The organism is Nonomuraea sp. NPDC052129 (assembly GCF_040680095.1).
In the GTDB taxonomy this organism is placed as follows: domain Bacteria; phylum Actinomycetota; class Actinomycetes; order Streptosporangiales; family Streptosporangiaceae; genus Nonomuraea.
This window is the reverse complement of sequence record NZ_JBFAVX010000008.1, coordinates 218154-233197: the sequence shown is the minus strand read 5'-3', so window position 1 is coordinate 233197 and position 15044 is coordinate 218154. Positions and strand designations below refer to the sequence as shown.

General features: G+C 67.6%; 12 protein-coding genes. 8 read left to right on the top strand and 4 right to left on the bottom strand.

Going from position 1 to position 15044, the window contains the following annotated elements; genetic code table 11:
• The first annotated feature begins 21 nt into the window (after positions 1 to 21).
• The 3 genes from asnB to AB0L53_RS20810 all read left to right on the top strand — a co-directional run bounded on the left by asnB (position 22) and on the right by AB0L53_RS20810 (position 4483).
• Positions 22 to 1935: an asparagine synthase (glutamine-hydrolyzing) gene (asnB, locus tag AB0L53_RS20820; RefSeq protein ID WP_363996026.1), complete on the top strand. Its 1914-nt coding sequence runs from the start codon at positions 22 to 24 to the stop codon at positions 1933 to 1935.
• Between the two features lie 228 nt (positions 1936 to 2163).
• Positions 2164 to 3333, top strand: a complete 1170-nt coding sequence (locus tag AB0L53_RS20815; RefSeq protein ID WP_363996024.1) for a polysaccharide biosynthesis C-terminal domain-containing protein — start codon at positions 2164 to 2166, stop codon at positions 3331 to 3333.
• Positions 3334 to 3340: 7 nt separating this feature from the next.
• Positions 3341 to 4483 (top strand): glycosyltransferase, encoded by a 1143-nt coding sequence (locus tag AB0L53_RS20810; RefSeq protein ID WP_363996021.1) that lies wholly within the window; start codon positions 3341 to 3343, stop codon positions 4481 to 4483.
• Here the strand turns inward: AB0L53_RS20810 and AB0L53_RS20805 are convergent.
• Positions 4440 to 5711: a hypothetical protein gene (locus AB0L53_RS20805; RefSeq protein ID WP_363996018.1), complete on the bottom strand. Its 1272-nt coding sequence runs from the start codon at positions 5709 to 5711 to the stop codon at positions 4440 to 4442. The two genes, AB0L53_RS20810 and AB0L53_RS20805, sit on opposite strands and share 44 nt — an antisense overlap.
• Before the next feature lie 312 nt (positions 5712 to 6023).
• On the opposite strand from AB0L53_RS20805, the gene AB0L53_RS20800 reads away from it, so the two are divergent.
• The 4 genes from AB0L53_RS20800 to AB0L53_RS20785 are packed head-to-tail and all read left to right on the top strand — an operon-like array spanning position 6024 to position 10599.
• The gene (locus tag AB0L53_RS20800) at positions 6024 to 7175 is read left to right on the top strand and encodes a glycosyltransferase (RefSeq protein ID WP_363996015.1); all 1152 of its coding nucleotides are present in this window, start codon (positions 6024 to 6026) and stop codon (positions 7173 to 7175) included.
• A gap of 4 nt (positions 7176 to 7179) precedes the next feature.
• Positions 7180 to 8160, top strand: coding sequence for a GDP-mannose 4,6-dehydratase (locus tag AB0L53_RS20795; protein ID WP_363996012.1), 981 nt, complete (start codon positions 7180 to 7182; stop codon positions 8158 to 8160).
• Complete coding sequence (locus tag AB0L53_RS20790) at positions 8157 to 9200, top strand: MraY family glycosyltransferase (protein WP_363996009.1); 1044 nt, start codon at positions 8157 to 8159, stop codon at positions 9198 to 9200. Before AB0L53_RS20795 ends, AB0L53_RS20790 begins: the two co-directional genes overlap by 4 nt.
• Before the next feature lie 4 nt (positions 9201 to 9204).
• Complete coding sequence (locus AB0L53_RS20785) at positions 9205 to 10599, top strand: polysaccharide biosynthesis tyrosine autokinase (RefSeq protein ID WP_363996006.1); 1395 nt, start codon at positions 9205 to 9207, stop codon at positions 10597 to 10599.
• On the opposite strand, the gene AB0L53_RS20780 is transcribed toward AB0L53_RS20785, so the two are convergent.
• From AB0L53_RS20780 to AB0L53_RS20770, 3 genes are read right to left on the bottom strand one after another with little or no spacing between them, the layout of a single operon-like run.
• A complete protein-coding gene (locus AB0L53_RS20780; protein ID WP_363996003.1) occupies positions 10577 to 11158 on the bottom strand; it encodes a hypothetical protein in 582 nt (193 codons plus the stop codon). The genes AB0L53_RS20785 and AB0L53_RS20780 overlap by 23 nt on opposite strands.
• A gap of 53 nt (positions 11159 to 11211) precedes the next feature.
• The gene (locus tag AB0L53_RS20775) at positions 11212 to 12996 is read right to left on the bottom strand and encodes a DUF4012 domain-containing protein (RefSeq protein WP_363996000.1); all 1785 of its coding nucleotides are present in this window, start codon (positions 12994 to 12996) and stop codon (positions 11212 to 11214) included.
• A gap of 15 nt (positions 12997 to 13011) precedes the next feature.
• Positions 13012 to 13311, bottom strand: a complete 300-nt coding sequence (locus AB0L53_RS20770) for an LPXTG cell wall anchor domain-containing protein (protein ID WP_363995997.1) — start codon at positions 13309 to 13311, stop codon at positions 13012 to 13014.
• Positions 13312 to 13880: 569 nt separating this feature from the next.
• Here AB0L53_RS20770 and AB0L53_RS20765 point away from each other — a divergent pair.
• On the top strand, positions 13881 to 15038 hold the full coding sequence (locus tag AB0L53_RS20765) for an ROK family transcriptional regulator (protein WP_358429262.1): 1158 nt from the start codon (positions 13881 to 13883) through the stop codon (positions 15036 to 15038).
• The last annotated feature ends 6 nt before the right edge of the window (positions 15039 to 15044 follow it).

Sequence of the window (15044 nt, the reverse complement as noted above, 5' to 3'; positions counted from 1 at the left end):
GCGTCCACTGATGGAGGACCGATGTGCGGGATAGCCGGGATCGTATCGACGACACGGCCCGACCCGGCGCTGGTGCGCCGCATGTGCGAGGTGATCGTGCACCGTGGTCCCGACGGCGACGGATTCCACAGCGACGAGCACGCGGCGCTCGGCATGCGCCGACTGGCGATCATCGACCTGGCCTCGGGTGACCAGCCCGTTTACAGCGAGGACGGCCAGGTCGTCGCCGTCTTCAACGGTGAGATCTACAACTTCGCCGAGCTGCGGCGAGACCTGGCCGCACGAGGGCACCGGCTGCGCGGGACAGGTGACTCCGAGTGCCTGGTCCACCTCTACGAGGAGCATGGCACCGAGATGGTCCACCGGCTCAGGGGGATGTTCGCCTTCGCCATCTGGGACCGCGCGCGAGAACGATTGGTCCTCGCGCGTGACCGCGTAGGGAAGAAGCCCCTTTACTGGCGTTCGGACGGCACCTCGCTGGTGTTCGGATCGGAGCTGAAGTCCTTGGCGCAGGATCCGCGCCTGCGCCGTGAGGTCGATCCGGTGGCGTTGGACCACTATTTGACGTACAAGTACGTCCCGGCGCCGTGGTCCATTTACCAGGACGTACACAAACTTCCGCCCGGCCATCTGCTGGTCTGGGAACGCGGAAACGTCTCCGTGGACCGCTACTGGGCGCTGGACAGTTCGCCGCGACCGGTGCTGGATGAGAAAGGGGAAGAGGAGCGGCTGCGTGAGCTGCTCTTGGAGACCACCCGCATCCGAATGGTGAGTGAGCGTCCCATCGGCGCGTTCCTGTCCGGCGGGGTCGACTCGTCCGCGGTGGTCGCGGCCATGGCCATGCAGAGCCAGGAACAGGTACGCACATTCTGCATCGGTTTCGAGGACAGCGATTATGACGAGCGGCACAAGGCCCGGATGGTGGCGGAGCGATATGGCACCGACCATCATGAGCTCGTCGTCACGTCCGACTTGCTAGACGTTCTGCCGCGCATCGCCTGGCACTTCGATGAGCCGTTCGCCGACGCCTCGGCCATCCCCAGTTTCTACGTCGCGCAGCTGAGCCGGAAGCACGTCACCGTGGTGCTCAACGGTGACGGCGGCGACGAGAGCTTCGGGGGATACCAGCGTTACGTTCGGATGGGGCAGGCCGGGCGGATACCGGTCATGCCGCGCCCGCTGGCGATGGCGACCGGCCGCATCGGCGACCTGATCGCGGACCGGACTACCGGCGGATCTCTGCCCCGGCGGCTCGCCCGGCTGATGCAGTTCGCCGCGGAGCGCCCCGCACGCCGCTATGCCCGCCTCATGTCCCAGTACACACACCGGCAGAAGTACGCCGTCTACAGTGACGAACTTCGCGATCTTCTGGTGGGGGCGGACAGTTACCGGCTGCTCGACGAGGCGTTCGAGCGGTCATCGGCGGCCACCGACCTCGGCCGCATCCTGGATGTGGACGTGGCGAGCTACCTGCCGGACGATCTCCTGGTCAAGGTGGATATCTCCGCCATGGCCAACTCGCTGGAGGCCCGCTCCCCGCTCCTGGACCACCACCTCATGGAATGGGCGGCCGGCCTGCCCATCGCGCTGAAGGTGCGCGACGGTGAGACGAAGGTCCTGCTCAAGCGGGCCGTCGCTCCTTGGCTGCCCAAGGAGATCCTGGGCTTCCCCAAGCAGGGGTTCAACGTGCCGCTGGCGACCTGGCTCCGGGGTGAGCTGCGTGAGCCGGCCTTCGACCTGCTCACCGACGCCACCGCCCGCGCTCGGGGCCTGTTCCGGCCACAGGTCGTCCGGAACCTCCTCCAGCGGCACGTCGAAGGGGCCGACCACAGTGTCCAGCTGTGGGCTCTCCTGCAGTTCGAACTCTGGTACCGAGCTCACGTGACCTCTGACGACCTGGTGATGCCAGAAACCGGCTGTGCCCCTTTGACGTAGTCCCGGTGGCCGCGTGCTCACCACGACAAGGAAGATGTGATGCGTAGCCAGCGCGAGGTAAGAAGGCGGAGCCCGTCACAACCGAGCACCGACGTCGGTAACAGGCTCTCCTCAGGCGTGCTGCGCCTTCGCGCCTGGATCTTCTCGGAAACCTCGAGTACCGCCAGGATGGTGCAGGCGGGGACGAGCCAGTCACTCCGCCTTCTGCTGTCGACAGTCACCAGCATCTTGATCGCCCGCTACCTCCAGCCTGATGGCAGGGGTCAGTACGCGCTGATCGTCAGCCTGGTCTCCGGAGCGGTCATCCTTGGACATTTCACCGTCGTCAACACCCAGATCGCGCTCTGGAAGGACGGCGCTCTCAGTCGCGTGCTGACCGCCAACGGCCTCCTGCTCGGGATAGGGCTGGGCGCGGTGGCCGGCCTGGCCGTCTTCGCCGTGTCACCGCTGGTGTTCCCGAACCGGCCGACCCTGCTCCTGGCGGTGGCTCTGGCGGGGGTGCCCGCCATGGCCGCGATCGTCAACCTGCGGGGCATGCTGACGCTCCAAGCCAGGATGGCCCTCATCAACCGCAGTATCCTCATTTCCGGCTTGATCAATTGCCTGCCTCTGGTGCTGCTGGCGGTGCTGGGCCACTTCACGATCTCCGCGGTCGTCATCATGTGGACCGTGTCCGCTGTCGTACCGCTCCCGTTGTACCTGCGGACGCTGCGCCCGAATCTCAGCCACGCCACCTGGGACCTCGCCGTGCGCCAACTCGGCCTGGCCGGGCGCTACCACGTCGGCCACATCGCCCAGTATTTCCTGCTGTGGTCGGCGGCGGACATCCTGCTGCTCAACGCGCTGGTGTCCGCGTCCGAGGCCGGTCTCTACAGCGTGGCGGTAGTCGTGATCACGATAGCCCGGGTGCCCGCGGACGCCGTCATTCAGGTCGTCCTGCCACAGCAGGCCGGCGGTGACATGACCGCGTCCGCCGCGGCGACTGCGCGCGCGCTCCGGCTCGCGTTGCTCTGTTCATCGGGCTGCGCGTTCTTCCTCGCCGCCGCCTCTCCGCTGCTGGTCCCCTTCGTGTTCGGTGCCTCCTATGAGAGAAGCGTCCTGCCGCTGGTCATCCTGGCCCCCGGGATCGCCGCGTACGCCATCGTGCGCCTGACGGGGCAGTACCTGATCCGGCTCGACCGCCCCCTCCGCATCTCCGGGATCACCGTCGTAGCGCTCGCTGTGAACATCGCGCTCGACTTGGTCCTGATCCCCCACATGGGTGCGGCGGGAGCCGCGCTGTCATCTTCGATCGCGTACAGCCTGCTGGCGGTCATCGAGGTGATGTGGTTCTTCCGGGCCCGCGCGGCTTCGGCGGAGCTTAAAGAAAGCGAACTTCAAGGAAGCGGGAAGGAGTAAAGGAGCTATGCGGGAAAGAGATCGATCCACTCTACGCCGTGTCGCATTCCTCATCGGGCACTTGGGGCGCGGGGGAGCCGAGGCTCAGATATCCCTGCTCGCGCAAGGTCTGTCCGGCAGAGGCATCGAGGTGCACATGTTCCTCATCTCGAAAAGCGGTCCGCACGAAGCGGCCCTCCGTGACGCCGGAATAGAAGTGCATCACCTCGGCTTCGGCCGCACATCGTCAGGATCAGCTGATCTGGTGCGGTGTCTGCGGGGTTTCGCGCGCCTCATTCGATCGCTGCGGCATATTCGGCCCGAAGTGCTGCATGCCTATCTTTTCGAAGGCCGCATGCTGGGACCACCCGCCGCCTGGCTGGCGGGCGTCCCCGTCATGGTGGCCGGTCGGCGCAACGCGGGTGAGCCGGAACAACGCCATCGGCGGGTGCTCGTTCTCGAACGAGCGATGACCCGGCTCACCGATCACGTCGTGACGAACGCGGTCGCCGTGGCCGAGGAAGCCCGCACGATCACAAAGATCCCGGCAGGCAAACTGAGCGTGATCTACAACGGCCTTCGGGCCTCCGCGTTCGAGCGGGCCGAGCCGGCGAGCATCGAAGACACCGAACTCCCTGTTGTGCTGTGCGTGGCCCGCCTGGCGCCGCAGAAGGGGCACGACATCCTGATCGAGGCCGCCTCGCGGCTGCTCCAGCGCGGCCGGCCGTGCACTTTCCTGCTCGCGGGCGAAGGCAGGGAACGGCACCGCCTTGAGGAGCTGGTCCGCGGGTCGCGGGTGGATGTCCGTTTCCTCGGTGACCGCACTGACGTGAAGGCGCTTCTGGCCAGAGCCGATGTGGTGGTCCTTCCCTCACTTTGGGAGGGCCTGAGCAACGCGGTCATGGAGGCGATGGCCGCGGGACGGCCGATCGTCGCCACCGCGGTAGGCGGCACACCCGAATTGCTGGACGGCCGGGGCATCCTGATCCCCGTGTCCGACGCGGAGGCTTTGGCCGACGGCATCGTCCGTGTCCTCGACGATCCGGACCTCGCGGCCTGTCTAGGACGCGAGGCGCGCGCCTGGGCGCGCGAGCATCTTGATGTGGACGTGCTGGTCGATCAGCACATCAATCTCTACCAGCGGCTCGCCCGGATCCAGAAGGACTACTGAGCGCGGTCAGCGGCGGACGAGAAGCTTTTTCGATGTCCGCCGCCGACTGCCTCCTGCTCCATGCCACAGCGGAAAGCAGGCTCGTGAGCATGACGATGGGAATGCGCTGCCGGAAGATCAGGCCGACATTGGCCACTGTCGTCGCGTAGGCGATCGTGCTCGGCACGATGAAGAGCAGCAGAATCAAGAGCGATCGCCGGTCATAACGCCAGAGCAGCCGCGCCCCGCGTACCGCGCTGTACAGCATGAAGTACCAGACCAGCGTCTCGATCTTCGCCAGCTGCAACGTCGCGCTGCCATCGGTCCAGGGAAAGGGAGCCAGCAGCGTGTAGAGCAACTTCGGCAGCAGCGAACCCCACGCGCTGCCACTGTCCTCGAACAGCACGCCTGAACCCTGGCTGGCGTACGAGCGGCGAGCCTCTTCCGACTGCCCGAACTCCAGCTGTCCCAGTGCCGTATCCACGAGCCCGTCGTCGTCGACGTAGCCGGCGAAGAACAGGCCCGACACCAGCAAGCCGGCGGAGACGACCAGAACGCGAGTGAACACCGCGCTCCTCGAACCCATGAGCCCGAGCAGCGACGGAACCCCACACATGAACACCATGTAGGCACGTACGTTGAGGAGCCCCCACAACAATGCCAGCGTCGTGAGTGGCTTGCGTATGTCAAACCGTCGCGCATTCGAAACGGCGAGGTAAAGACAGCCCACGACGAGGAACGCGTTGAATCCATCCTTGAACGTATCCGACGTGCACAGGAGGAACATCGGGGAAAAGGCGGTGATGGCCAGCAGGACGAATGCCGCCCGTTCGTCGGCGCCCACCAACCGCGCGAACCTGTACATGACGATGCACAGCGCGCACGCTATCAACGCCACGACCGCCACGCAGGCGAGCGGAGCCGGGCCGCCGCACAGATACATGAGGATGGCGAAGACATAACACGGTAGCGCCACGGAGTCGAAGCGCTCGGCCGGCACCGAGGTGGCGAACTGAAAGCCTTCGCGCTGCCAGAACGTGGCGGTCTCCAGGGACATGGCTTCGTACCCCAGATAGTCGCCGCCGTATCCGACGGCATCTGGCCGTACTACCGCGACGTGAATGACGATCCGGGCGGCGAAGGCGACAAGCAGCACCGGCAACACGTGCCACGCCGCCTGTTTGTCAAAACTTACCGAAATAAGGAAGACCAATGTGATCACGGCGGCGGCCACGATAAGGTACTCCACTCAAACTCCTCAACGCTCGTATTGGCGCCATATCGACCTCTATGTCGATGTGATCGGGACGGCACGACGAACAATACGACGAGCGGCTGCCGAGATCGGCATGGCACACCGAACCGCTGCAAGTCAGTAGGAAAGACGTCGGCTGGTCAGCTCATCCGATGTGATTCCATAACCTGCGGGGACAAGATATGCAAATATTCCGTCGGCACCGCGACTCGGACCATTGAACGAGTCAAGGCCCAAGCTAGCTTCTGCGGCATGAAGACCCATTCCGCAGGAGCTTGTGCGAAGCCGGACGGCCGCATAAGAGTCATGGATGTCATCGCCCGGATGAACATCGGCGGCCCGGCTACTCAGCTGACGGGGTTGTGCGCGCAGCTGAACCACGACACCTTCGATCACCGCCTCTACACGGGTGACGTCGGCGGCGACGAAGGCGACCATTTCCTGCTCCGGGAGTCGGCTATGCCGGTTCACCGGGTTCCTGGGCTCGGCCGCTCGATCAAGCCCGCTGATGACGTCCGGGCTGTCGCCCACCTGATCAAGGCGATACGCGCGTTCCGGCCGCATATCGTGCACACGCGGACGACGAAGGCCGGATTGCTGGGTCGCGTGGCCGCCCGCCTGTCCGGGATCAACCCGGCCATGGCCCACGTGTTTCACGGCCATCTCCTTTATGGGCATTTCTCGCCGCCCAAGCAATTTGTCTACGTGCGGACGGAGCGCCTTCTCGCCTCGATGTCCGATCGTCTGGTGACCGTGGGAGCCCGCGTCCGCGATGAGTTGCTGGAGGCCGGGATCGGCCGTCGCGAGCAGTACATCGTCACCCCGCCGGGCGTCGGGCTCGGCCCGGTCCCCAGCCGCGAGGACGCCCGCCGGTCGCTGGGACTTCCGCCGGACGCGCCCGTGGTCGCCTTCGTGGGCCGGCTCACCCAGGTGAAGCGCCCCGACAGATTCGTCGCCACAGCGAGGGCGGTGCTCCGGCAGGTGCCCGACTGCCACTTCGTCGTCTGCGGAGACGGTGAGCTCCGCGAGCAGATGGAGCAGGCGGTCACTCCCATGCGCGCCTCCTTCCATCTGCTCGGCTGGCGGAACGACGTGGCCACCATCTGCTCGGCCGCCGACATGGTCCTGCTGACCTCCGACAACGAGGGGATGCCCGTCGCGCTCATCGAGGCCGGGATGGCGGGCAGGCCCTGCGTCTCCACCAGGGTGGGCAGCGTCGCCGAGGTCATCAGGCACGAGCACACCGGTCTGGTGAGCAGCGCCGACGTCGGTGAGCTGACGGAGCACACCGTACGACTGCTGACCGATCCCGACCTCAGGCACCGGATGGGCGAGGCCGCCCGCGACTGGACCACCGCCTCGTTCGGGGTGGAGCGCCTGGTGGCCGACACCGAGGCCATGTATCGATCGCTGTACGAAGAGCGCCGGGCACGCGCTTCAGCCAGAAGGGCGAGGTGACAACATGCGATACCTGCTGACAGGCGGGGCCGGCTTCATCGGTTCCCATCTCACCGACGCGCTGCTGGCGCGCGGTGACTCCGTCGTGGTGGTGGACAACCTGTCGACGGGACGGACCGCGAACCTCGCGCTCGCCGCCGGCCACCCCCACCTTCAGTTCGTCCAGGGCTCCGTGCTGGACGAACTCATGGTGGACGAACTGGTCCACGAGTGCGACGTCGTCGTCCATCTCGCGGCCGCGGTCGGCGTCAAGCTGATAGTCGAGCAGCCGCTCCGATGCCTGACGACCAACATCCGCGGCTCGGAGGTCGTCATCGAGGCCGCACATCGCTACCGGAAAAAGATCCTGATCACCAGCACGAGCGAGATCTACGGCAAGAACTCGTCCGGACCACTACGGGAGGACGCCGACCGCATCCTCGGCAGCCCGTCCGTGGTGCGCTGGGCCTACAGCACGGCCAAGGCCGTCGACGAGATCCTGGCCAACGCCTATCACCAGGAGCGCGGCCTGCCGACGATCGTCGTGCGGCTGTTCAACACCGTGGGCCCACGGCAGAGCCCGGCGTACGGGATGGTCATCCCGCGCCTGGTCCATCAGGCGGTCGGCGGCGCGCCGCTCACGGTCTTCGGCGACGGAAGCCAGACCCGCTGCTTCGCGCACGTCGCGGACGTCGTCGACGCGTTGCTGCGGCTCCTCGACCTCGAGGCGGCGGTCGGGCAGACCTTCAACATCGGCTCCGCGAACGAGGTGAGCATTATGGACCTGGCGAAGCTGGTCATCGAGCACACCGGATCCACCTCCGGGATCGACCTCATCCCGTATCACGAGGCCTACCAGCAGGGTTTCGAGGACATGACCCGCAGGGTCCCCGACACCACTCGGATCCGCGAGCTCACCGGCTGGGCTCCCCGGCACACTCTCGACGAGATCCTGGCCGAGGTCGTCAAGCAGGTGCGCGAAGAGCTCACGGCGTCCAACCGGTGAACGCGACGATCGCCCTTGCCACCGGCGTGGCCGCCTTCGTGATCAGCTGTGCGGCGATCGTGCCGTTGAGGCGCCTGGCGCTGCAATGGGAACTGACCGATCGCCCCAGTGAGAAGAAGGCGCACGCCCGCCCGACTCCTTACCTGGGTGGCATCGCGATCACGCTCGGCACGGTCGTGCCCGTGATCGCGGTGCTCGGCTTCGCCGAACTCCGGATCATGGCGATCCTCCTGGCGGGCACCGCGGTGTCGCTGGTCGGCCTGATCGACGACGTCGGCCCGCTGCGTCCGGTCACCAGGCTGGTCGTGGAGGCCGCGGCGGCCAGTGGGGTCGCGCTCGCCGGTGTCCACGTCAGCACGCCGGCCAATGGATGGGTGGATGGAGGACTCACGGTCGTGTGGATCGTCGTGATGCTCAACTCCTTCAACCTGCTGGACAACATGGACGGCGCGCTGGGAGCCGTCAGCACCGTCACGGCCGCCCTCCTGGGTGGAACGGCCTTCGTGACCGGCCACCCGGCGCTGGGGCTGCTGCTGATCGCGCTCGCGGGCACCAGCCTCGGCTTCCTGCCGCACAACTGGGCGCCCGCGAGGATATTCATGGGTGACTCCGGATCCCTGTTCATCGGATTCGTGGTCACCTGCTCGGCGGTCTTCCTGGTGAGGGGGCAGGGTCCGGGTGAGATGATCGCCGGATTGCTCCTGCCGACCTTCGCCGCCACCGTCGACACCGGCGTCGTGTTCCTCTCGCGGGTGCGGGCGGGCCGCTCGCCGCTGATAGGCGGTACCGACCATGTGACACACCGGCTCCGCCGGCTGGGGCTCAGCACCCGGACAGCCGCCGCGACGCTCGGCGCGCTGGCGGCCATGGCGGGCGGCTGCTGCCTGCTGATGGCCATGGGCTGGATATCGCCCCTGGTCACGACGATGGTCGCGGGCGGAACCGCCATCGTTCTCATCGCCTTGCTGCAGGGTGTGCACGTCTACGCGCCGATCGAAGACCTCAAGGCTCCTCCAAGAATCCGCGAAAGGCGGCGTTGATCCAGTGGACCTGCTCTACTACATGCGGCTCCTGCGCCGGAACTGGCTGCTCCTCCTCATCTCGCTGGGGATCGGGATCAGCACGGCGGTCGTGGTCACCGCGAACACTCCGCCGCAGTACGTCGCGACGATCTCCATGCTGGTTTCCGGCCAGGACAGGGAAGGAAGCCTCTCCACCGCGTACCAGGCGGGAATGCTGTCGGCGCAGCGGGTGCAGTCCTACGCCACTCTGCTGTCCAGCCGCCGGGTGGTCAGCCAGATCACCACGCCCGAGGACATCCGGCGGATGCAGGCGAACATCTCCGCCGAAGTCGTCCCCGGCACCGTCCTGCTCCGTGCGACCGTCACCGACACCGACCCGGCCCGCGCCGCACAGCTGGCCAACACCCTGGGCACGCGGTTCACGCAGCTGATCGAGCAGCTCGAGCGGGTCAATTCGGCCACCCGGCCCACGGTCAAGGTCACCGTGGTGGACCAGGCGGAGATCCCTCAGACGCCGGTCAGCCCCAGGCCGGTGGTCAACCTGGTGGTCGCCGTACTGATCGCGTTGGTCATCGCCATCGGCTCGCTGACGCTCCGCGATCGTCTGGACACCACCATCAAGACCTCCGACGCGCTGCAGCGGGTCTCGAAGAGCTCGACTCTCGGGATCATCGGGTATGAGCGGGACGCGCGGCGCCACCCGCTGATCGTCCGTAGCGGAGGCCGATCGTCCAGGTCGGAGGCGTTCCGCTCACTCCGTACGAACCTGCAGTTCATCGGCGTGGACCGGCAGCCCAAGTCCCTGGTGATCACCAGCTGCCTGCCGAACGAGGGCAAGTCCTCGACCTCCTCCAACCTCGCGATCACCCTGGCCCAAGCGGGCTGGCGGGTGCTCCTGGTCGACGGCGACCTCCGCCGTCCGCGCATCCCGACCTACCTCGGCATCGAGGGCGCGGTCGGCCTGACGGACGTGCTGATCGGCAAGGCGCGTCTGGACGAGGTGATCCAGCCCTGGGGCGAGCCGCGCCTGTTCGTGCTGCCGAGCGGCCAGATCCCGCCGAACCCGAGCGAACTGCTCGGCTCGCGAGGGATGCGCCAGGTGATCGACCAGGTCATGGACGACTACGACATCGTGATCGTCGACGCGCCGCCGCTGCTGCCGGTGACCGACGCCGCGACGCTCTCGGCGATCTGCGACGGAGTGCTGCTCGTCGCCCGGTACGGCAAGACCCGGCAGGAGCACATCGTCCGGGGCACGGAGCTGCTGGCGTCGATCAACGCGCGCATCGTGGGCACGGTTATGAACTTCGTCCCGGCCAAGGCCAGCCGCTACGACGGCTACGGTTACGGCTACGGGTATGAGACCGACACCAGCACCGAGGCCAGGGCCGCGGTCAAGGCGCCGACGGCTGTGTGAGGAGCCGGAGCGGGACGTCGAGCGATCTGGCGATCCTCCGTCCCGCCATCCGGTGGTGCCACCGGGTGCCGCCGATGGGGTCGAGGATGTCGGGCCGGTCCACCGGCACCAGACCGCGTAGCCCGCGCACCTCGTCGACCAGCGCGTGCGCCCGCCGTACCGGATCGCGATGACACGTGACCGCCGCAGGCTCGACCGCGCCGCTCAAGGCGCCGAACTCGACGATGGTGAAGGTACGCCCGGCGGCCTGGAGATGCCTGGTCACCACTTCGGCGCGATGCGCGGCGGCGGCCGTCAGCACGAGGTCCGCGGCGGCCACCACCTCGGTGGTCAGCGGGCTGGAGACGAAGCCGCTGGGATCGCCACCGAGGCGAAGCAGCGTCTGCCGCGTGTGCTCGGCCATCTCCATGCCCGGCTCGGCGTGGGTGCCCGCGCTGGTCACCCGGAACGCGGGCCCGAGGGCCGGCCGGGTCAGCCGCTCCGCCAGAGGAGAGCGGCAGATGTTGCCCGTGCACACGAACAGGATGTGGAAACCAGCCGCGTCCCGCGTACCTTCCATGAGCGCGACGGTAGAACGCCCTGGTCAGACGGCTGTTGGCGGCGCGCCGGTCTTTACCCTTCGCTTGTGGGAGTCTCGAAGGTACAGCCCCGATGGTCCTGGGTGATGTTGGTCTGCTGCGGATGGACCAGTGGCTGCACGGGCACCAGCGGCGCCGCGTCCGAGGCGGGTTCGAGCAGGAGGAACTCCAGCGTCTTCGACTGCCGGGGCGCGAGCTCCAGCATGGTGGAATAGACGGGGTGGGATCGTTCGACCTCTTTGATGACCTTCACGGGTTTGCCGTCGATCCGCACGCCGCCGTTCTTCGCGCCGACCCCGGTGTACAGCGACACCCACAGCAGGTTGGATCCGACGGCATGGGCGCGCTCCGGGGAGTCAAGGCGGCTGGTGACATACCTGGGCAGCTTCCTGCGCGGCACGTCATTGGTGAGACTGACCCGCACCTTCGTGACGCGTTGCCCGTCGGGACGGCAGGGGCCCAGCTCATAGTCGACCGAGCGCTTGAGGTAGTAGTCGAGCTTGTTGCCGCCGGAATTGTTGACCACCAGTCCGGCGAACGGTCCCGGCTCCTGCGGCAGCACACCGCCCAGCGGTGTCGTGGCCAGACGGCGCTGCTCGACGCCCCTGCGGCTCCACACCTGGATCCGCCGCTCATCCACCATCTGCGCCAAGGTGGACATCAAGGTGCGGGGATCCGGATGGGACCGGGTCATCGCCTCGCTGACGGCGCCGGCGATCGTGATGAGGTACTTCTTACGCTCGTCCGGATCCTGGTAGCGGACATAGGCCACCCGCTCGGTCAGGTCGGTGACGTTCTCGGCGGTCACCGTCTCACCGCCCGGCAGAGTGACCGGGCCGATCAGCCGCAGCAGGTAGGAGAGCCCGACCGGGTCGGTCGCGATGGCGCCGTCCAGCCGCCGGCCGGTCTGCCGCTCCCAGAGCCCGGTCCAGGTGGTGGCGGCGTACGGGAAATGCGGGGAAAGATTGGAATTGGAGAGCAGGGAAAGTGCGCTCGGCCCGTAACGCGCGCTGAATGCCGGCCCATTGTCGGCGACCGGCGCCGAACTCGGCGCGAGGCGGGTGTTGGCGGAGAGCCGCTGAATGCCGAGTTTTCCTTGCCCGGCTTTCAGAATGCCGAAGGCGCCCACCAGGCCGCCGGTTCCGCGCGCCTCGGCATTCGTCTGGAATGCCAGGAAATAGCGGCGCGGACCGTCGTGGCCCAGCATCGGCGGCAGCAGGGCGGCGGCGTCGGCCGCGGCGCCGAGCCAGCCGTGCAGCCGATCGACCTGCTCCAGGGCCGTGACGCGGGCCTCGTCCAGCTCGCTCACGCCGGTGTCCGCCGGGGTAACGGACAGGCGTGAGCGTGCCAGAGCGACCCGGTCGGCGGCGGCGTCCAGGGCCGGTGCGGCCGACTCCAGGTCGGCCAGCAGTTCGCCCATGTCGGTCATGGAAGCGCCCTTGGCGGACCCACCGGCCGTGATCAGCCGCGCGGCGGCCCGGTGCACGTCGGTCAGGGCACCGGTCAGCTCCGCGGCGGTCTCCGCCAGACCGCGGATGGTCGTCGCGCTCTCTCCGAGCAGGGGAGTGTGAGCGAGCAACGACCAGTCCGGGCCGGAGGTGAGCCGGCGGGCCTCGTCCGCGTGCCACTGCGCGTCCGCGAGCGTCCCGGCCAGCCGGCCGGGGTCGCTCGCGCGCAGCAGGACCAGCGCGTTCCTGGTCGCCTGCAGGTGGTCCCGCACGCTCAGAGCGAGGTGCGCGGCCCAACCCCCGGCCAGCGTGAGACCCGCGGCGGGAGCCAGCAGGCCGGCGATGACAACTCGGCGTCTCTTGCTTCGCACTGTGAGATCGGTGACTTACTTCGCGCTGTACGAACGGCGACGCCGCATGGCGATCAGCGTGCCGGCGGTACCCGTCAGGAGCATGCCGGCACCGGCCGCGGCCAGGGCCTTCACGGGTGCTCCGGTCATCGGCAGCTCCCTGTGGTGGCGATGGCACCCGTGGCCACAGCCCCGATGGTGACGATGCCACCCGTTGAACTCCTCGGGGTCGATGTCGACGTCGATGTTGACGTGCGACGACGACGTCGAGGTGGCTCTCGGCGTCGAGGCGGCATTGGCCGTCGGCGGATAGGGCCGCGGGCTCTCGGTGCTCATGGGTGCCACCTGGCTGTCCGTGGAGGCGGACGCCAGTCCTGCGGTCCCGAAGGCGATCCCACCTCCCACGGCCATCGCTACGAAAATAGGTATCGTGATTTTTTCTCTCATTTCGGACTCCCCGTATGGATGGCGGTTCGGGTCATGGGACATTTCGCCCGGAATTCCAGCGAAGTGTTCGCCACGGAACCCGTTATATGCGCCCTCCTAATGGGTGCTCCGGTCGCCGCACAGTTCTTACCGAATGACCACTAATGGTTCTCCAGATGTTGACGGTCTGCCGGGCGCCGATGCTCGGCAGCGCACCGCTCTCGCTGGGGCAGGTTGCTCCGAGACGCCGGAGCGTGTGGCGGCAAGCTGCCAGGGCTTGTGGCGGGGGCGCCAGGGGCATGGGCGGCGAGGAGTACGCCCGGCGTCGCCGCCGCTGGGCGGCGCTTCGCGACCTCGCTGGGGTCGAACCGCCCTTATGTCCGAATTCAGAGATCTTTGTTTGATTATCGGCGAAAGTAGGGAGGGTTTGGGCGGCTAACACTCTTGATTTGCCGCTTGTGTGATCTTATTGTCGCCGCATGACCTCCGCTCCGGGCTCGCCCGGTGACGTTCTGACGCTCATCAGCGCCGGTTCCGCTACCACCCGCTCGGACCTCGCCCGGCTCACCGGCCTGGCCAGGTCCACGATCAGCCAGCGCGTCGACGCGCTGATCGAGCGCGGCCTGGTCTCCGAGACCGGAAGCGGCGAGTCCACCGGCGGCCGGCCACCGCGGCAGTTACGCCTGCACACCGCGGACCACGCCTTCGCGGGCGTCGACCTGGGCGCCACCCACTGCAGGATCGCGCTGATGGACATCTCGGGCGACGTGCTGGCCGAGTGCGAGGACCCGCTGCTGATCGCCGAGGGCCCGGAGACGGTCCTGGCCCACGTCGACGAGCGGCTGGACCGGTTGCTCGCCGAGGCGGGACGGCCACGGGCCGCGCTCAAGGCGATCGGGATGGGGGTGCCGGGGCCGGTGGAGTTCGCCACGGGCCGGCCCAACAACCCGCCGATCATGCCCGGCTGGAACGACTACCCCATTCCCGAGCACTTCGCGGGCTGCGCCGTACTCGTCGACAACGACGTGAACGTCATGGCGCTCGGCGAGCACCGCAACGCCTACCCCGGCGCCGACCACCTGCTGTTCGTCAAGATCGGCACCGGCATCGGCTGCGGCATCGTGGCCGAGGGCAAGCTGCACCGCGGCGCCCAGGGCTCGGCCGGCGACATCGGCCACATCCGGGTCTCCGGCCACGAGGACGCCGGCTGCCGCTGCGGCAACAGCGCCTGCCTGGAGGCCGTCGCCGGCGGCGCGGCCGTCGCCAGGAGGCTGACCGAGCTCGGCACGCCCGCCGAGACCGGGGCCGACGTCGTGGCGCTGGTACAGGCGGGCAACACCCAGGCGCTCCGGCTGGTCAGGGAGGCGGGCCGGCTGATCGGCGAGGTGCTCGCCAGCCTGGTCAACTTCTTCAACCCCGAGGTGATCGTCATCGGTGGCGCCTTGTCCCGGGTCCACGAACACCTGCTCGCCGGCATCAAGGAGACCGTCTACCGCAGATCGCTGCCGCTGGCCACACATCACCTCTCGATCGTGCCCAGTCGTACCGGGATCAACGCCGCCGCGCTGGGCGCCGGGATCCTGGCGATCGAGAACTACCTGTCACCCGAGAACATCAACCGGATCGTCAACGCCTGAAGGGAC

Excerpts from the sequence above, each read along its gene's own strand:
- AB0L53_RS20800 (WP_363996015.1), top strand. The coding sequence starts at position 6,024 with ATGGATGTCATCGCCCGGATGAACATCGGCGGCCCGGCTACTCAGCTG.
- AB0L53_RS20780 (WP_363996003.1), bottom strand. The coding sequence starts at position 11,158 with ATGGAAGGTACGCGGGACGCGGCTGGTTTCCACATCCTGTTCGTGTGC.
- AB0L53_RS20770 (WP_363995997.1), bottom strand. The coding sequence starts at position 13,311 with ATGAGCACCGAGAGCCCGCGGCCCTATCCGCCGACGGCCAATGCCGCC.
- AB0L53_RS20810 (WP_363996021.1), top strand. The coding sequence starts at position 3,341 with ATGCGGGAAAGAGATCGATCCACTCTACGCCGTGTCGCATTCCTCATC.
- asnB (WP_363996026.1), top strand. The coding sequence starts at position 22 with ATGTGCGGGATAGCCGGGATCGTATCGACGACACGGCCCGACCCGGCG.
- AB0L53_RS20795 (WP_363996012.1), top strand. The coding sequence starts at position 7,180 with ATGCGATACCTGCTGACAGGCGGGGCCGGCTTCATCGGTTCCCATCTC.
- AB0L53_RS20765 (WP_358429262.1), top strand. The coding sequence starts at position 13,881 with ATGACCTCCGCTCCGGGCTCGCCCGGTGACGTTCTGACGCTCATCAGC.